We start from the raw sequence: 19,156 nt of genomic DNA, 5'->3' as shown, positions 1-19,156 counted from the left end.
CTTCCCTTTGCCAAAAACTAGACACTTTTAGTATAAGGGATTTAATGAAATAACTCAAACTTAAACAGGAAAAATTGAGTATATTTCTATTCTTTGGTCGGTTACGAACCCGATCTATAAAATCGTAATCAGTGGTTACTGTTTTGACAGAGCGGCTGTTGATAACACTAGATGGAACGTTTTGTCTTAGTAATAAGTAAAACGGGTGTTTGATTGACAAAGGTCTATATTCCTTTATGAATGATAATTTGCCAAGACTTTATTATTTTATAGCAATAAATCATGTTAATTATGAAGGAATGAAAAAAATGAAATCTTATTTTAGAGGTGAGAAATAATCATTTAGTTGAATTATAAACTTACTAGTAACTAAAATGGTTTGCTGCTAATGAAGTTATTGAATCTAATTAGAGAGGGTTTATATAAAACCATAAAGTAATTTGAATATTAGATTGGTAAATGAAATTTACAGCGGATCGTTTTTAAATGAAAAAATAGTAGCTTATGGCTGCTTTGAAGAAAACAGAATCTTAGAAATGAGCGATTAGGAATTTACTAGTCGCTTATTTTAATAAAAAAATAAAAAGAAGAAAGAGGTAGAAAAAATGCCAGTAACAAAACTTATTATGCCTAAAGAATTTTTAGGTTTTTCGCTAATGCAAAAACACGTACGAACTGTTTCAAAAACAGTAGGTAGACAACGGATTCCGGAAAGTGAAATTTTTGAAATTGCCACTGCAAATTTAGGACGGGTTGAAGTAATGATCCCGACTGAAAACGCAATGAAAGGTATTCGTTTTGGTGCCCAAGTAGAAATTGAAGAACTTGTTTTATTACCACGAAGTAATGTATATGAAGTAAATGGAAAGAAACGTGCAAAAGTTGAATATACAGCAGTTGCAAATAAAATTAGTGTAGTTGGAGGAGATAAATAATGGAAATTAAATTTGATAAGAATATTATTCCTTGTTTAGCAAAAGAAACTTTAGGAAACCTTACTTTCATTTCAGTAGGGGAACATAGAATGGGCTTTGCTGATGGTGAAGCAACTGGTGAAATTATTGAAAAACGTGTAGAGGTTTCAAGTGATGTACAAGAATCTGTAATTAGAATTGATTTACCACCAACTGTTGATGTGGATCAATTTAAGTTTGGTGATAAAGTAGAAATTGATGATGTAGAGTTTAAAGGGTGGGCAATGATTGGTGAAGATTCATATAGTAATTATGCTGATTCAGATATTAAAGTAAATGCAAAATCAATTAGAAAAGTTGGTGGAAAAGCTGCTGAAGCTGCTGCACCAAGGGAAAAACAAAAATAAGATTAGTTTGATGTTATAATAGGAAAAACTAGAAGTGAGGTTTAGATAATGATTTTAACTATAGAACAGATTGCTAAAAAAAGTGAACCTATTTTGCGGAAATATGAAATTAAAGAAGCTTATTTATTTGGTTCTGTAGCAAGAGGTGAAGCAACTGAAGAAAGTGATGTTGATTTTTTGATAGATCGCACTGATTCAAAACTAGTAGACCTATTCATAGCGGCTGATTTTAGAGAAGAGCTTGAAAAGGCTCTTGGTAAATTCGTTGATGTTATTAATACACATATGATGGAAAGTCAAACAATGCAAGTGCAAAGAAAGATGATGAGAGATAACATACTAAAAGAAAGGGTGTTGATTTATACGGGAGAATAAGGATAAATACTTTTTGCATATGTTAATAGGCTATACTGAAGAAATTAAAGGTACTATTCATAAATATGGTGATGATTATGAAATTTTCCAAAAAGAATATGATTATCGAAATTCAGTTTCTATGGGCTTATTAACAATAGGCGAAGTAATTAATAGCAAACTTTCAGATGAACTGAAAGAAAAATATTCCAATTTTAATTGGCAAAGGCTTGTGAGGGCTCGACATGAGTTTGCACACGCCTATTTTCAATTTGATGATGAGTATATCTGGTCATTAATTCATAAAGAAGTTAATCAATTAGCAGAGTATTGTAGTTATTTGTTAACTGTTGTTGATTGATCTAAGAAAAATAAATATTAGAAAGCTGGTGTAAAGTTTTGGACGTAAAAGTTTATGTAGAAAATTTATCTGGTGGTTATTCAAATAAGAAAGGACAATGGTTTGAACTGCCTGTTCCTCATAGTGAATTAGTTGCTAAGATTGGAATAGATGGTGTTCTTGAAGAATGTATTATTACAGACTATGAAAGCCCGTTTCCTATTAAAGAAACAGATAGCATAGAGAACTTAAATTCTTTTGTAAGTGAGTTTCAAGCATTGCCTGATTATATTCAAAAAAATGCAAAGGTATTAGTAGAAAACTTCTTTGAAAGTTATGAAAAATTAGTTGATGATTGGAATTCAATTAATTTTGCTGCTAGTATAGAAAGCAATGAAGATTTAGGGCATTATGTTTGTGAGGAATTAGGTGCATATACAATTCCTAGTGAATTGAAGGTTTATATAGATTATGCCGCAATCGGTCGTGATTATGGTATTAATGCTATGGTGGTATTTGTAGATGGTGGTGTATTTTTAAAATAATACAACAAGTCGTTTGCAAGTAGGAGGTGTACATTGAAAAAATTCTTTGTATACAGAGGTATACGGATTAGAAAACTGCATAATCATATTTATGGAATTTATCAGTTTGGAATGATGATTCCTTTTTTTGTTGCTTGCGTAATTTATAGCTATAAAATCTTGTATCCATATTTGCAAAGCTTTGATACAAATGAATGGTTTCCAGCTGTTGTAAAATGTTTGCCAATTCTAGTTTGCTTGATGGGGGGCTATTTAATAGTTTTCTTAACAACTAGAACGTCATATGTTCGCAATGGCTTTTTTAATCGTGTTAGAGAACGACAAGCTTTAGCGAATATGATTGAAGATAATCGTTTTTATAAAGTTAAAAAAGTGAAAAAAACGTCTAACAAGAAAACTACTGTTAGTGAAAAGAAGATATATCCTAGAATTTACTATCGCAATAGTAAAAACTTTGTATCTATTTTTTTGCCAATGGACGGTAGTCGCCATCAGGATAAGTTTATGAAGATGGGGAATTTCTTTGAATATATGTTTCTAGCGGATAATATGGGTGTACTTAATCATAAAGGTTTTGTGGAATATCGCTTATTATCTAATGTAGAAGGTTCTAGGATTGATGTAACTGAGATGAAAGCAACTGGTGAAAAAGTATTGCTAATGAGAAATGTCTATTGGTATTTTAACGATCAACCTCACCTTTTAATCGGTGGTGGTACTGGTGGCGGTAAAACATATACAATGATGTCTTTGATGTTGGCTTTGTTACCTGTTGCTGAAATTGAAATTTGCGATCCCAAAAATTCAGATTTAATGGCATTAAATACTTTAACAGTGTTTGAAGGTAAAGTGTTCACTGGTAAGGCTATATTAGGCTGTTTAAGAAGAGCTACAGACGATATGATAAAACGATACAAATATATGAAAGATTCCCCTAAATTTAAAATGGGTAGAAACTATTCATATTACGGGTTGCCGCCTAAATTCATAGTCATTGATGAGTGGGCTTCTTTTATGACAGAAATAGAAAGTATGGAAGATGGCTATAAATTAGTACGTGAAGCTAATGCCTATTTGACACAACTAATCTTGAAAGCTAGACAAGCTGGAATTTTTATTATTCTAGCTATGCAACGTCCTGATGGGACTTATATCCCAACTGCATTGCGTGATAACTTCATGTTTAGAATGTCTGTAGGTATTTTGTCGTCGACTGGTTTAGAGATGATTTTTGGTGATGTAAATAAAAATAAAAATTTTAAAGCTAAAAAGATAAAAGGGCATGGCTATATTGCTGAAGGTGGTAATTTAGCTCAAGAGTTCTTTTCGCCTTTTGTTCCTGAAGGATTTAATTTTTATCAAGAATTTAGTAAGTTTAAATCGCAAGTTAGCTTTAATTTGGACGATATGAATTTGACTGTTAGTGAAAAACAAGAATTGCTGAAGGAAATGGAAAAGGAACCTGTTATTTAGTTGAATAGTAATAGGGATATTGCGTCAATAAGAAATACTTTGCTTGGTGCTGTTCTGTCCTAGCCATAAGTTGTTCCTTGTAAGAGAGAAGGTCGGCGACTAGGTCGACGAGTGGCGTGCTGGAAGCGAAGCCACCTTGCCTTTGGTTCTGCAAGGTTACAACTATGTGCGTTTGGGCAAGCAACGGGCAAAGTAGGGGGTGTGGCGGCGATAGCCGCCATGCCCCTGAAACCCCCATTTTCTAGTAGGGGGGTAAAAACAAGAAATTGCCGAAGGCTTAACAACTGAAACACTGTAATATCAAGCTTTCTAACGACTAGATGTGTGACAAAAGGTAAAAATGTAATGTCACACCTAAATCTTGGAGGTGGAAGCATTAAATTGTGAAGAATTAAAAGAATTGCGATTGGAGCGTGGTTTGAATCAACAAGCGGTTGCTGAAGTGATGAATATTAGCCGATCTTCTCTAGCAATGTATGAAACAGGAAAGCGGGAGCCTACGGAAGAATTAAAAGAGAAGTTGATTCGTTACTATTCTAATTTTGAAACAAATGAAATTTTAGAAGTTAAATTTGACTATATTCGTATTAGGTTCCCTAGTCATGATGTTCAAGATATTGTTGAAAATGTATTGTGTATGGAATTTGAATTTTTTTATGATGAAGATAATCGTATGTATGGTTATAGAGAAGTTTACAAACTAGGTGCTATATGGGTATTTGCTTCAGGTGATGGTGATGAACGTGGTACATTGATTCAGATGTCAGGTGAAGGTTGCCGCAATTATGAAACAGTTTTGGAAGCTAGGCAAGAATCTTGGAAAGATTTTTTGAAGCGTTGTGGTGAAGCCAAAGGCTCTCCTACAAGAATTGACGTTGCAGTTGATGATTATCAAGAAATATTTTCTTTGGATCAATTAGCTGCCAAAATTCTGCTAGGGCAATATAAAACACGTTTTCGTACAATGCGGGTAATTCATGAAATTGAATTAACTGAAGGAAAACAGATTGGCTATAGCATATATCTAGGTAGTAATAAAAGCTTGATCTATTTTAACTTTTATAAAAAGAATTTAGAAATTGAAAAACGTGAAGGGCGTGAAACTGATGAATCAGATGTAAAGAATCGTTATGAAATTCGTATGAGAGATGGAAAAGCTCAAGGCTTCCTTGATTTATTCATGAAACATTTAGAGTTTTCGGAATTAATTCTTGGAATAATTACTAATCAGCTAACCATGCTTGATTATGATAAAGATGGCAATGAAAGGATTTGGAAAGAATGGACTGAATTAACCCGTAGTGCAGAAAAAATTCATATTCGTATGGAACCGGAAAAACCAACGTTTTATAAAAAACTTGCATACTTACAGACACAAGCTGCAAGTAGTTTAAAAGTGGTGGAAGTTGTAGATGAAGCAACCGGAACTACTCGCTTACAAGATATTTTAGAAAAAACTGAGTTGTCAAAAAAAGATGAGAAATTAATCCAATTGGAAATTGCTCAAGTTGATGATTATGTGAGGAAAACTGGTGTATTGATGTAATTAATGTTAATAGAGAGGTTGATATGAGTAAAAGATGGAATTTTGATTTGTGGAATTTAGTTGTTTTTTGTTGTTCATGTTTATGTTAGAAGAATTTAACGATCTTGTTTTTAAGGAAAAACAAGATATATTAGAAGAATTTGACAATCTTAGTTTTGAGGAAAAACAAGATATGTTAGAAGAAAAATTTAACGATCCTGATTTTGTTGACGCTTACTTGTATGGTGTAGAAGGTATTGATAATCTGACTTTAGAGGAAAAAAAAGATTTTATATTACGACAGAGAATTGAAGGTATGGTGAAAATTCTTAAAACATTAGAAGTTGCAAAAGAACAAAGGAAAGAGCGTTTTCCTAAATTAAACAAATTTTATGATCGGTGTATTGAAATAGGTTGGGTACCACCAGCAAATGCTATTTTCTATGGAGAATCTGTTGAAATTCCTAAAAATGAAGATGAAGATTTAAATCAATTTTTTATTGATTTTTTAACTGAAAATGATTATTTTCGCTTATTTGAGTTATTAGAAGAATTAGAGGTGAATTTGCCGCCAGGGTACAATGAAGAAATAAAAAAAGCTATAAAAATATTGAAAATAGATATGACTAATTTTTCTGTTCTCATTCCTATGTTATTTTCTTTTTTAGATATGTTATGTACTTATCAAAACTATAGAAGTTTAGATAATAGTAAATATACAAATGTAAAAGAAGTAAAAGCTTTGATAGAAGAAAGAAAGAAGTTGCTAGAGGAAAGTAAAGAAACTTTATTATTAATTCAAAAAAATGCGTTAAGTGTCTTAAAAGAATATTTTCGGAGTATAAGTTTTGAAGAACCAGCAGTGTTTAATAGAAATTTTGTTCAACATGGAAGAATTAATCCGTCAAAATATAGCATGGAAGATTTTCTTAAACTTGTTAGTTTGTGTAACACAATGGGAATATTAACCTACACACTTCGGTATTTTGATGAAAATGAAAAAGGTACTAACGAAGATTTTTAAATGAGTTTTTGTTGGTACCTTTTCTACTTTAAGGCTCTATAATAGCTGGTGTTGGTGACGAAAAAGTCATTAACACCTATTTTTTTGTTTCAAAAATAGACAAGACATCTTGAAATCCTTTAGAATTAATTTGCGAAAAAAACCAAAGGAGGGATTCAAGATGTCTCATTCTGATATTACCAAAGAACAGCTAGATATTCTAGATATAAATTCAACTTTTTCTGAGGAGTATTTTGAAAGAAGAAAAATCAAAAGGAATATTTGTTCTGTTTATAAAAGAACCCTCTCTTATCAACTACAACATTGTTTATGCTGTGGTACAGAAAATGAATCTTCTATTATTAAATGGGGATTTAAAAAGGTTCACTATCTTTTAAATGATATGGCTGAGTTCAAAACTTATTTAGAGTTGAAGAAACAACGTTTCTTTTGTAAGTCTTGCGGGCAGACATTCCTTGCGGAAGATACTATTACAGACCGACATTGTTGGATTTCTAATCGTGTAAAGTTATCAATAGCTGAGAGATTAACGGAACCGTTAATGATGGGGTTCATTTCTCATTTAAAACATGTTTCAGTCATGCAACTAAAGCTATTTGACTGCAAAAATAAAATTATTCTATTGGATTTTCCTCACCAGCGCCACTTGACAAATAGCCAATATAATACAGTTGAAAGGTCTATTTTGTAATGTGATTTAAGAATAATAGAGAATTTAGGTTAATTACTGTTTTCTACTTAGCAGTAACAATTTAAAAGCATATATTAAAAAAATAGGGCAATTTGTTGCAAATGTGCAACACTGTTTTTATTCAGATACAAATTACTGCTGCTGCCCGCTTGTTTGGTACTCTAACTACGAAGTTAATAGTTGTAGTTAGGAGGGATAGATATGTGGTGGTTCATTTTTTTCATCTAGTAGTCAGAAAGCATTATTCAAATTAGGTAATTTGTAAACTGTAGAGATTGTGTTATAAAAAGAAACTAGCATTGACTTTTGGGAGGTTAAGTTTAAAAAGTTACAAGTATTAAGAGTGTCTGTTATTTTTATAAATCCAGAAGAGTCTTCATATAGTAATAATTGGTTTATTCCTTTTAAAAAGTTTAGATATAAACGTTCTCTAACAAAAAGTTCGGGAATATCGAGAGATTTTATTTTTTTTAAAATATAAAGCGCTTTATCCAGTTTTTTCTGCATCAAATATAGAGTATAGATGTTTAATAAAATACCGAAGTTATCACTGGTAAAGTCAATGATTTTTTTGTATTTTGAAACATTTCTTAGTAATCTTGGAAGAATTTTCTCGATAAAGTCTAAATCAAAGATAAACATAACACTGTTAAAGAGCACTATTTCGTAACGAGACCATGAAGCTACGCCTAAGAGATAGTTTTTTATATCATTTTGACAAACAACATCATATTTTTTATTTTTTATTCTGCAAATATGCAGAAAACAGATTGCACTTAAGTGATGAAAAGTATCATTTTTTCTTTTTGATTGTAAGTCACATTCTTTTTTTAGGCGATAGAGCGTGGAAGTATCACGATTTGAACTAGAACTACTAATTTCTAAAAGATAACTTTCTTGATTATCTAAAGAATAGTCATTTTTGATAAAAAAGAACTCTTTAGAACTGATATGTAATTGTTCTAATAGATGAAAAAAGACTGTGGTAGTAGTATCTGATTCTCCATTAACAAATCTAGAATATGTAGATTTAGACATAAAATCGTGACATAAATCTTTTACAGGAATGTTTTTCTCTGTTTGAATTTTCGAAATAGTTTCACCGTATTCCAAATTTGTATTTTCCTTTCTTTGATTATAATTTACTAAATTATATCATATGATTGAAAAAAATGGTACGAGTGGACTTTTAATATATAAAGAAAGGAGGAAATGCTGATGAATACAAAAAAATATGAAAGAAATCCTGTAATTAGATTTAAAAAAAATTTAAAAGATGATATTTCGGCAGGTGTTATTTTAGAAGAGATTACTGACCAAAATATGAATCAAAATGCAGGTGGGACACTAGATCTTACTAATTCACTATGTGGAATTTATTTTAGTAAGAAGTGGGGAAATCAAGGTTACTTCTGTTCTGTAACAAAAGAGTGTAGTGCCGCATGTCAGTTATGGTAATTTAGTTTAGATAACAAGAAATTTGGTTATTTTTACCAAATTTCTTGTTAAAGTGTTTACCGATAAGAATATAGGCTAATGAATTTATTTCTAAACTAGAGTTTGTTTATAAAATATAGTTTAAAGTAGGTGGCAATATTATGGAGCAGGATATTTTTTTTTATTGGAAATCATTATTTCCAGAATGTAATACTGAAGAATTAGAAATGATACTTCAAAATTTTTTTGATGAAGAAGCGAGGAAAGGTATTGCGGAAGAAAATTTAGAAAGTAATTTTGAGGTTGACTACGGATCTGAAATAGCAAAGTTTTTATTAGATAAAAACATACCATACCTTTCTTTTTTCCTTCCTTTTTTGAATTCTAATCAGATGAGAATAGACCGTATTTTTTCATCAAAAATAATACAATTTAATGAAAAATATAAAGTTGAGTTTCTAATTAATTTGTGTGAATTTATATGGAGCTTATCATACAGAGTACTAATCTTAGAAACTAATTTGCTTGATGAAGAATTTCAAGAAAAACGAAATGATATCACGTTACAAGAATTTGCAGCCAATGAAATGAAAACAAATGAAAAATATTTATTAGATGTATATAAGTTATATCAACCATTGGTCAAATTTATCCAACTTAGAATTAATCTTTTTTTGAGCTATTTTGAGGAAATAATAGACCATACTAGTAAAGATTATTGTGAGCTTACTCTTGCTTTCAATGAAGGAAGGGCACTAGGGAATATCATTAATATTTCTCTAAATCATGGAGACACTCATAATGGCGGTAAAAATGTTGCAATAATTTCATTTGAAAATGGGAAAAAAATTGTTTATAAACCACATAGTTTAATGATTGATGAAAAATTTTACGGGTTAATCTCATGGATTAATGAAACAATTCCATTAAATATTGAAAAGCAAAGAGAGATTACAATTATAAATAAAGGATTTTATGGTTGGAGTGAATATGTAAATGACTTGGATTGTAGTTCACTTGGACAAATTAGAAAGTATTATTATAGATTTGGAAGTCTAATGGCTTTAATTCACAGTTTAAATGGTAAGGACTTACATCATGAAAACATTATTGCTGAGGGGGAATATCCTGTTTTTATAGATTTAGAGACCCTATTTTCTTCTAGTTCTATAGTATACAGAAAAGAGCAAAAAAAAGATGTACATACACATGCAGCTGAAATTATTTCTGACTCAATATATGGGACTGGATTGGTTCCGAGAATGATTGGTAATGGGAATCAATTTGTTGATATAAGTGCCCTAGGTGCAGACTCTAAACAAGAAAGTCCTTTTTTGAGTTATAAATTAGAAAATACAAAATCTAAATTTAAACTAGAAAGAGTGGATAGTAGTTTAGAAATAGAGAAAAATTTACCAAGAATGGGACAAAAAATAGAGTATGCTAAAGATTTTCTCGAGGAAATTATAGCTGGATTTGAAACAATGTATAAATGGATCATTGATAATAGAGAAACATTTATAAAACACATAAGAAAAAATTTTTTGAATGTACCTGTTAGATTTTTATATAGAAATACTTCAGTTTATACTCAGCTGTATAGAACTAGCTTACATCCAGATTTTTTTCAAGATGAATTTTCTAGAAATATAATTTTAAAGAGAATAGCAATAGGATCTGATATAGATCAGAGAAATGTAGTACAGGCTGAATACAAGGATTTATTATTGGGAGATGTTCCTTATTTTACTGTGAATACCGATAGTAAAGACTTGATTACATCAAAAGGAGAGATAAAAAACTTTTTCTTAGAATCTCCTTTAGATAACACTATAAAGAAGATATTAGGATTTTCCTCTATTGATATGGAAAGACAACTAGAGTTTCTAAATATTTCTTTTTTTGGAAAGAAATATAGCCCTGAAAAAGATTTTACATTTATTAAATTCGATAATGATAGGAGTGAAAATGCAGAAACAATTAAGTTGGAGACTTGTTTAAACACAGCCATTGACATAGGAAAGTATTTAATGGAAAAAAGTATATGTTTAAAAAATGAGAGTTGCTATGAAAGAACTTGGATCAGTACAATTCTTGAAAAAAAGAATCAAGTTATTCATGAAATAGTTCCTGTCGGAAGAGATTTCTATTTAGGAAATTCTGGAATTTCTTTGTTTCTTGGAAATCTAGGAAAAATAACTAAAAATAAGAAAATGCTGGCTTGGGCTGAGGATTCTATTAACTCTGTTATTAGTGAAATGAAGACAGTGGAAGATTTAGAAGGTAACTTAATAGGTGGTTTTAATGGATTATCCGGTAATCTATATTCTATATATAAAATGAAAAAGATTCTAGAAAAAGAAGAGTATAGTGATTATATTTTCAAGTATATGAAATGTATAGAAGTAAATATTGATTATGATACAAACTTCGATGTAATTAGTGGAGTGGCTGGGGCTATAAACGTTTTTTATAGTATATATCGTGATACTAAAGATACAGTATTAAAGAAATATATTTTAAAAGTTCTAAGAAAATGTTGGGAACATTTAAAAAAGAATGCTGTTATAGACTTAGAAAAAGAAGAAGTATACTGGAAAAGTTCTGTAGGAGATATTTCTACAGGATTCGCGCATGGTAACGCAGGAATCTGTGTTGCTATAGCTAAGATATATTACTTAACTAAAAAAGAAGAATGTCTAGTTTATATTAACTATGCGTTGAAGTATGAGCGTAATTTATATAGCGATAGTGCTAAAAATTGGTATACATCTATTGCCAAAGATACATTATCCTATGGATGGTGTAATGGATCTGGAGGAATATTATTGAGTAGATTACTTTTAAAAGAATTTGGATACACAGATATGGAAATTGATGATGAAATTGAGATAGCATTTCATACTACTGTAGAGAAGGGATTTGGTTTTAATTTGACTCTATGTCATGGTGATTTAGGGTTATTAGAAATCATTAGAAAGTATTCAAAATATAAAAATGATACTGTACTAATTCAAAAATGTAATAACACATTTGTAAATATTTTCAATGATACATTATCAAATTCTAAGTGGAAATCTTTAGAAAATAGAGGGACAGAAACTTTAGGAATAATGACAGGACTTTCTGGCATTGGATATACGCTTTTACGAGAATCCAATGTTGATATGCCTAATATACTAATAAGTGAATAAGCTTGGGTTAATGGTTCCCGGAAAAAAACCAAAATATACTGAAAGGGGGTAAAAAGATGTCTGAAGAAAAAAAAGCACTAATTAATTCAAAATCTGGTCTTATTCCAGAGGAAGAACTCCAAGAGCTTATCCAAATGGATAATGCCGGTGGGGGAGTCACTGCATCTTCATGGGTTTGTGGTCTTATTACAGGAATTGTAACGAGACAAGTTTGTGGAACATCTGTTTGCACACAATCCTGTTCATAATGCTGGGTTATATGGAAACATGCTTATATGCATGTTTCCATGTTGTGTATAGAGAAAATAAAGGCACTTAAGAGCATTGCTTCAAAATTAATTTCTAAAATAATTTTGAAGCTAATAAGTTGAGAGACAAAAGGAAGGTGATAATGATGAAAAACCATAATCATTTAGAATATAACAAATATGGAGCTTTCGATGAATTTTTTTCTCCTATTTTGAGTGAAGCAGAGAAAGATTTGAAAAAAGAGTTAATAGTATTACAAAATACATATTTTTTTGAAATGAATATAGAAAATATTGTTTTTGAGTCAATTAATAAAATAAAAGAAGAACTTGTTCAATTAACTGTAAAAACACTTATTAAAGAAATGAATTTTGAAAAACCGTTACAAGGAGCTAACGAATGGGAACGTTATCAATTTTATGTATCCAAATTTAGGAATGAAGAAAATATAGATAAAATTCTAAACCGATATCCAATATTAAAATTGCTAATAGAAAAAAAAATTAATTATCATAATAAAAATGTATTGATAGCTATAAAAAGGATGATTTTAGATATCTGTGAAATTGAAAAAATATTTTGTAATAAAATTAATAGAATAGAAAGCGTTATATTTCCAAGTAGTGATTCTCATAATTTTGGTAAAAATATTTTGTTTTTTGTTGTTAATGATGGCTTTAAAATCGTGTATAAGCCGCATTCTATTGAAACAGATGAAATCTATTTAAGAATAGTTGAACTAATAAATTCTGATTTGAAGTACAAAATAAGGGCTCCAAAAATAGTTTCTAAAAAAGATTATGGGTATCAAGAGTTTATTAGTAGCGTTCCGGGTAAAAGTGTTTCTGATGCAGATAAGTTTTATTATAGATTAGGCGCAATTTTAGGTGTTTTTAGTGTATTTAATGGTACGGATATACATTCTGAGAATTTGATAGCTTGTGGTAGTAACCCAGTTGTAGTTGATTTAGAAACTTTATTCACCAATAATTCATTTGATTTAAATGATGAAATAATTAATAATTTTTGGATGAATATTAGACAATCAGTATTTGGCACTATGATTATTCCGCTCCCAATTGAGGAGTCCATGATTGACATAGATTTAAGTGCCACATTTTCAGATGGAGGACAAATTTCAAAAAAAATTAAGAATCAAAAAATTATTAACCAGAACAGTGATGAAATGGAAGTAGTGTCAGAATTTGTGGTAAGTAATATTGATAAAAATAGATTTACTATTGGGAAAAATATAGTTAATCCTTTGAACTATACTGATGAGATATTGAACGGATTCTTGGACTGTTGTCACCAAATTATAAAAAATAAGAAGATATTAAAAAATAAATTCGATAGCATTAAATTTGAAAATGTGAAAGTTAGACAAGTTATTAAGCCTACACATATTTATGGGAAATTATTAACTGCAACACAGCATCCTAACTATCTGAATTCAGAAAATAATTATAGAAAAATATTTAATTTTTTGAAAGGAACAGAACAGAAAACTATTTTAGAACAGAAAGTAGCTGAGTTAGAGGTAGCAAGTTTATATGAAAGAGATATTCCGTATTTCGTTTGTCGATATAATTCGAAAGATTTAGAAACTCTTTCAGGAGAAAAAATAAAGGGATATTTCAATAAAACGATAAAGGAGATATTAAGAGAAAGGTTAGATATGATAAATGATGATTTTATCAATCTTCAAAAACATTATATTGAGTTATCTTTTGCAGCAACTTTAAAAATTAATAAATTCAATAAACTTGTTACAAAAAATAATGATAAGCATAAATTAATAAGTATACAGGATAATCTTTCATTTAAGGATAATGCAAATATAATAGGTGAGTATTTCAGAAAATCAGCTATCTGGGCGAAAAATGAAACTGAGTGTACATGGATTACTCTTAATAATGAGGGGGAAAACTTTTTTATTTCACCTCTAAGTCCAACTTTATATGGTGGACTTGGTAGTGTACTTTTTCTGTTTTTGCTGTCTAAAGAAACTAATAATTTATCTCAGCGGAAATTAGCGGAAGCTAGTCTAAAAGGTTTAGAGAATATTTGGGGAGAAAAATTACAAAGTTTGCCATGTTTTTCAGTGTTTTATGGAAAACCAGCATTTATATATCTTTACTACAATATCTATGCTATGTATGGGACTCAGAGTGCTAAAGATAAATTTGATATTTTGTTGGAAGAATTATTTAATGATATTAATCAAATAGATGTAACTAAAAGTTTAGATCTTGATTATATTGGAGGAATTTCGGGAGTAATTCAAATGTTATGTAATATTTATGAAATTGAGAAGAATCCATTAATTCTTAGTTATGCTGAAAAGCTAGGTGAAATATTGATTTTAAGGATAAATTATGAAAAGATTGAAACGGGATTAGCACATGGATTTGCAGGATATTATCTTGCTTTTAACCATTTGAGTATGTACAAACCAGCAAAATTTGAACAGATTACCAATCGAATACAATGTTTAGAAGATAAAGAGTTTGATAGTAACATTTTAAATTGGAGAGATAAACGTGAAGAAGAATTAAGAGTGAATGATCCGCAATATTGGTGTTATGGTGCACCTGGGATATTGCTTGCTAGGTCATCTAATAATGCCTTTTTTAATGTGCGTTATAGAGATATTATAGAATCAATTTTTGCCAAGTATGATGCAAATGCAAATAATAGTTTATGTCATGGAAATATAGGCGTTGTTGATATTTTAATTGAAGTTGCTAAGAGAAAAAGGAATGAAGATATTATGAAAAAATGTAGCATCATTCTTACTAGCACACTAAAAGTTATTTCTGACAAAGGAATCCTAGATGGATTTGAGCATGGTAATGGAGTTATAGACGATTTTATGACTGGAACATCAGGATTAGGATATGTTCTTTTAAGAGCGAATAATCCTAATTTACCATCTATATTGAGTTTGGAAGTATTTCATAATTCTTAAGGATAACGATCATAAAGTAGTAAAGGAGAAAGAAATGAGTTTATGGGAGAAAAAAGTACCATATGTTTCCCAGATGTCTCAGAATGAATGCGGATTATGTTGTATCGCAATGATTCTAAATTATTATGATAGTTATGAGACTATTCATAGTATAAGAAGAGACTTAGGAACAAGTAGGGATGGGACGAAGGTTATTGATATAAAAAATATATTGATCGGTAAAGGTTTTAATACAAAGATTTATGCTATAGATGATATTGATTTATTAACAAAGGAAATGTTGCCAGCCATTTTATATTGGAATAAAAATCATTTTGTTGTATTAGAAAACAGAACCCAAAATGATTTTTATATAGTTGATCCTACTTTTGGACGAATGAAATTAAGTAAAAGTGAATTTCTAAAGAAATTTAGCCGAATAATAATTACATGTGTTCCTAACGACTCATTTGTGAAAGTTCCGAAACCCAAAAATGTTTGGGTACGAATACTGTTTAAAGTATTTAATGGGAATAAAAAAAAAATAATTAGTACATTATTTTGGTCTATACTTTCATATTTTTTACTGGTTTTTCTCCCTATAACAACACAAAATCTTATTGACTTAACAGTGGCAGGAACTGTAGATCCCTCAGATGAAAAAATAATATTACTTTTATTTTTAATGATCACTATATATTCATTTTCTATTTTTTTTAGAGGGAAAAGCAAAATAGCATTGGCACAAAAAATAGAGAGTATAATTGCAAGTAATACTTTTTCTCATTTATTGAAAGTACCGTATAACTATTTTGAAACTAGAAATCAGAGTGATTTACTCTATAGACTGAATAGTATTGCGGTATTAAAGGAATTGTTTTCTGAAAGTATAATTAGTGGAGTTATAAATATCGGATTGATTATTTTTATAGGTATATACATGGTGTATAGTTCCATAGAATTATCAATAATATCTGCTGTTTTATTATTAATAAACTTGTTTTTTGTCTTTGTGTTTAAAAATAAACTAAAAGAATTGACTACTCTTGAAATATCCAGAAATTCAGAATTGCAGGGATTACAGTCAGAGACTATTTTATCAATTCTATATATTAAATTAAGTGGTATGGAAAAAGATACAAGTCAAAGATGGAAAAGAATTTTTGGGGATAGCTTAAAAATTGGAAAAAGGAAAATGACACTTCAAAATAGTACAGAAAATATTACTGAAATTCTAGGTTTTCTTTCCCCGTTAGTGTTGCTCCTTTTTGGATTGAAGCTTTATTTGGAAAATAAAATTTCATTAGGTACCATAGTCGCATTTCAAACATTATCCAATACTTTTTTTTCTGCAGGCAATTCCCTTTCGGGTTTAAGTACAAGTTTTACGGTTGCAAGTGCCTATTTAATAAGAATTTTTGATATTCTCGATACTGATATAGAACAAAATAGTAGATTGGAACGTAAAATTAATGGAAACATATCTCTCTCTAATGTCTGTTTTTCTTATGGAAAAAACTCACCTAAGGTATTGAATGATATTTCTCTTGATATTCATCAAGGACAAAGAATTGCTTTAGTGGGAAAATCCGGATCTGGTAAAAGTACTCTAGGAAAGATTCTTTTAGGCTTATACGACATTGATTCGGGAATAATAAATTATGATGGAACTAATATAAAGGAATTTAATAAACCGTTGTTGCGCAAACAAATTGGTTTCGTTCCTCAAGAGGTTACACTTTTTAATAAATCAATAAAAGAAAATATAACATTGGGAAATAAACAAATTTCTGATAAGCAAATTTTGAAAGCTTGCAGAAGAGCCTGTATTGATAGTGAGATTGATGAAATGCCTATGAAATATGAAACTCAGATATCAGATTTAGGGATGAACGTTTCGGGAGGACAAAAACAGCGACTAGCTTTTGCTAGAGCAATAATTAATAACCCAAAAATAGTCGTTCTTGATGAGGCTACTTCTTCTCTTGATATAATCAATGAAAAAAATATTGTTAAGTATTTGAAAAAAATTGAATGTACTCAAATTATTATAGCTCATAGGCTATCGACAATTAAAGACTGTGATATGATATTTGTTTTAAAAGATGGAGAAATTGTTGAAAGTGGTACTCATTCGGAGTTGATAAATTTACAAGGAGAGTATTTCAATTTATATAATATATGATTTTTTGTTATTGATAGTTTTGATATTAGTATATAACAATATAATCCGTATTTTGTAATTAGACTTATTTTTCTCATTTGTGAAAGTAACCAGTGAAGATAAGCGATAGTGATATAAAAAATAGAGGGTATGACATCAAAATCATACCCTTTAAATATTTATATTTTTTTATCATAATATTTTATAGCAAAAATTTCAATTATTTGTCCAGTTATAACAACGATAAAAATAGAAATTAGACATATTGATAACGAAATTGGATAACTAGTTTTTTCAAATGAAAACCATCCTATTAAAACAGCAATTATAAAGAGTAAAACTTTGTAGTATATATTACTTGTTTGAATTGCTTTAAGTCGGATTTTTTTCCATCTTTCGTCATTTTTATATTCCGTTTCCCTTTTTGATATTTGTCTTGAAAAATAAAAATTTAAAACAGCAAAGATAAGTATTGTTACTAAAGTAATTGTAGATTTCATTTATTTTTCCTCCATATATTTAAAGATGTCATTTATATCAACATTAAAAATTTTAGCAATTCTAAAAGCAAGCTCCAAAGATGGCGTATATTTATATTTCTCTATTGATATAATAGCCTGCCTTGATACACCCACTCTTTCTGCTAATTCAGCTTGTGACCATTCATGTTCTGCACGCAATACTCTTATTCGATTTACAATCAAAATTATACTTCTCCTTTCTGTTAATGTTTATATACGTATTGTAACCTGTTAGTTCCCAAAAGTCAACTGTTGTTTACTTTTTTGTGATTGGAAATTCGATAATCAATATATATATTTTAGGATCAGAAAACAAGCATCTCAATTTATTAATACAATTAGTGCTTGGTTAGTTTTTTTGTAATAGATTTATAAAAATATTAGAAAAGAGGGAGAATGGTTTGTATACAAATTTAGGAAAGGCTATAGATTTTATTAGGGTGGGGAAAAACTTATCTATAAAAGCACTAACAGATGGAATTGTATCCAGATCGCAATATTATAGAATTATCAATAATCAATCAGACATGTCCACTTTTATATTTTTTAAATTGTTAGATAGAATAAATGTTACTTTAGAAGAGATTGTGTTTATAGGAAATACTTTTAATGAAAATACTTTTAATGAAATTATTTTGGAAGCTAAAAAGGCTTCAGAAAATGAAAATATTGATAAATTAAAAGATTTGATTGAATATTCCCGCTCGCTTTATAAAAATACAAAGATGGAAAAATATAAACAAGTGTGTATGATGGTTGGCTTGTTAAAAAAGAAATTAGAAGGAAACAAAGAGTGTTATGATGCAAACTATATTCAACAGTATTTGCTGGAATTAGACTTTTTTACTCATTATGATTTAGTACTATATATAAACACCAGTTTTTCATTTTCAACAAAAAATAATAGAATATTGACAAACAGAATTATAAAAACTGTTTCTAAGTATAATTATCTAAAATTAGCTGAATCTGAAATAGTAAAGATTCTAGTAAATATGATTATTGCCGAATTTGAAGAAAAGGAAAGAGAAGAAATTTTAAGATATACTGAGTTTTTAGTAAATATAGAAATTAGAAATGAGTTTATTCTAGAAAAATGTATGCAAAAATTTTTTGAAGGAATATTAATGATATTATCAGGAGATAGTTATAAAGGTAAAATGGTTGCAAAAAAATATCAAGATATGATAAAAGAATTTGATCGCTCAACTGAAGTAATTCTAGATAAGCTTTTAAAAGATGCTATGGATTTTTTTAGTTAACATAGAATCTAGCAATGAAGCGTCTTATATATGAGACCTTTTCTAAATATCAAAAGGGTATATGTTAGTATTTACCTATAGATATTGCACAATTTTATACGAAGAA

General features: G+C 29.3%; 18 protein-coding genes. 15 read left to right on the top strand and 3 right to left on the bottom strand.

Features of this window, described 5'->3' with window-relative positions:
* The first annotated feature begins 605 nt into the window (after positions 1-605).
* The 9 genes from M2139_RS02655 (at position 606) to M2139_RS02615 (ending at position 7,273) form a co-directional block, all read left to right on the top strand.
* A complete protein-coding gene (locus tag M2139_RS02655; protein WP_280737390.1) occupies positions 606-935 on the top strand; it encodes a hypothetical protein in 330 nt (109 codons plus the stop codon).
* Positions 935-1,321: a DUF961 family protein gene (locus tag M2139_RS02650; protein WP_280737389.1), complete on the top strand. Its 387-nt coding sequence runs from the start codon at positions 935-937 to the stop codon at positions 1,319-1,321. Before M2139_RS02655 ends, M2139_RS02650 begins: the two co-directional genes overlap by 1 nt.
* Before the next feature lie 48 nt (positions 1,322-1,369).
* Positions 1,370-1,696 carry a nucleotidyltransferase domain-containing protein gene (locus M2139_RS02645; protein ID WP_280737388.1) on the top strand — a complete coding sequence of 109 codons (327 nt, stop codon included), beginning with the start codon at positions 1,370-1,372 and terminating at the stop codon, positions 1,694-1,696.
* Positions 1,697-1,715: 19 nt separating this feature from the next.
* Positions 1,716-2,036, top strand: coding sequence for a HepT-like ribonuclease domain-containing protein (locus M2139_RS02640; RefSeq protein ID WP_280737493.1), 321 nt, complete (start codon positions 1,716-1,718; stop codon positions 2,034-2,036).
* A gap of 38 nt (positions 2,037-2,074) precedes the next feature.
* Positions 2,075-2,560: an antirestriction protein ArdA gene (locus tag M2139_RS02635; RefSeq protein ID WP_280737387.1), complete on the top strand. Its 486-nt coding sequence runs from the start codon at positions 2,075-2,077 to the stop codon at positions 2,558-2,560.
* Positions 2,561-2,593: 33 nt separating this feature from the next.
* Positions 2,594-4,033 carry a cell division protein FtsK gene (locus tag M2139_RS02630; protein ID WP_280737386.1) on the top strand — a complete coding sequence of 480 codons (1,440 nt, stop codon included), beginning with the start codon at positions 2,594-2,596 and terminating at the stop codon, positions 4,031-4,033.
* Positions 4,034-4,400: 367 nt separating this feature from the next.
* A complete protein-coding gene (locus tag M2139_RS02625) occupies positions 4,401-5,579 on the top strand; it encodes a replication initiation factor domain-containing protein (protein WP_280737385.1) in 1,179 nt (392 codons plus the stop codon).
* 82 nt (positions 5,580-5,661) lie between these two features.
* A complete protein-coding gene (locus M2139_RS02620) occupies positions 5,662-6,582 on the top strand; it encodes a hypothetical protein (RefSeq protein WP_280737384.1) in 921 nt (306 codons plus the stop codon).
* A 160-nt stretch (positions 6,583-6,742) separates the two neighbouring features.
* Positions 6,743-7,273: a transposase family protein gene (locus M2139_RS02615; RefSeq protein WP_280737383.1), complete on the top strand. Its 531-nt coding sequence runs from the start codon at positions 6,743-6,745 to the stop codon at positions 7,271-7,273.
* A gap of 231 nt (positions 7,274-7,504) precedes the next feature.
* Here the strand turns inward: M2139_RS02615 and M2139_RS02610 are convergent, their stop codons facing one another.
* Positions 7,505-8,386 carry a hypothetical protein gene (locus M2139_RS02610; protein WP_280737382.1) on the bottom strand — a complete coding sequence of 294 codons (882 nt, stop codon included), beginning with the start codon at positions 8,384-8,386 and terminating at the stop codon, positions 7,505-7,507.
* A gap of 105 nt (positions 8,387-8,491) precedes the next feature.
* Here M2139_RS02610 and M2139_RS02605 point away from each other — a divergent pair, with 105 nt between their 5' ends.
* The 5 genes from M2139_RS02605 (at position 8,492) to M2139_RS02585 (ending at position 17,288) form a co-directional block, all read left to right on the top strand.
* The gene (locus tag M2139_RS02605) at positions 8,492-8,731 is read left to right on the top strand and encodes a plantaricin C family lantibiotic (RefSeq protein ID WP_280737381.1); all 240 of its coding nucleotides are present in this window, start codon (positions 8,492-8,494) and stop codon (positions 8,729-8,731) included.
* A 140-nt stretch (positions 8,732-8,871) separates the two neighbouring features.
* Positions 8,872-11,904, top strand: coding sequence for a type 2 lanthipeptide synthetase LanM family protein (locus tag M2139_RS02600; RefSeq protein WP_280737380.1), 3,033 nt, complete (start codon positions 8,872-8,874; stop codon positions 11,902-11,904).
* Positions 11,905-11,960: 56 nt separating this feature from the next.
* Positions 11,961-12,152, top strand: a complete 192-nt coding sequence (locus M2139_RS02595; protein WP_280737379.1) for a class II lanthipeptide, LchA2/BrtA2 family — start codon at positions 11,961-11,963, stop codon at positions 12,150-12,152.
* 143 nt (positions 12,153-12,295) lie between these two features.
* On the top strand, positions 12,296-15,124 hold the full coding sequence (lanM, locus tag M2139_RS02590; RefSeq protein ID WP_280737378.1) for a type 2 lanthipeptide synthetase LanM: 2,829 nt from the start codon (positions 12,296-12,298) through the stop codon (positions 15,122-15,124).
* 34 nt (positions 15,125-15,158) lie between these two features.
* Positions 15,159-17,288 carry a peptidase domain-containing ABC transporter gene (locus tag M2139_RS02585; RefSeq protein WP_280737377.1) on the top strand — a complete coding sequence of 710 codons (2,130 nt, stop codon included), beginning with the start codon at positions 15,159-15,161 and terminating at the stop codon, positions 17,286-17,288.
* A gap of 158 nt (positions 17,289-17,446) precedes the next feature.
* On the opposite strand, the gene M2139_RS02580 is transcribed toward M2139_RS02585, so the two are convergent.
* Together M2139_RS02580 and M2139_RS02575 are read right to left on the bottom strand one after the other, a co-directional pair.
* Positions 17,447-17,767, bottom strand: coding sequence for a hypothetical protein (locus tag M2139_RS02580; RefSeq protein WP_280737376.1), 321 nt, complete (start codon positions 17,765-17,767; stop codon positions 17,447-17,449).
* Entirely contained in the window at positions 17,768-17,971 is a 204-nt protein-coding gene (locus M2139_RS02575; RefSeq protein ID WP_280737375.1) for a helix-turn-helix transcriptional regulator, read from the bottom strand.
* Positions 17,972-18,189: 218 nt separating this feature from the next.
* Between M2139_RS02575 and M2139_RS02570 the strand changes: the two genes are divergently transcribed.
* Positions 18,190-19,050 carry a hypothetical protein gene (locus tag M2139_RS02570; RefSeq protein WP_280737374.1) on the top strand — a complete coding sequence of 287 codons (861 nt, stop codon included), beginning with the start codon at positions 18,190-18,192 and terminating at the stop codon, positions 19,048-19,050.
* Positions 19,051-19,156 lie beyond the last annotated feature (106 nt).

The organism is Enterococcus sp. PF1-24, assembly GCF_029893325.1.
GTDB lineage: Bacteria > Bacillota > Bacilli > Lactobacillales > Enterococcaceae > HY326.
This window is presented reverse-complemented; position numbering and strand designations above follow the sequence as displayed.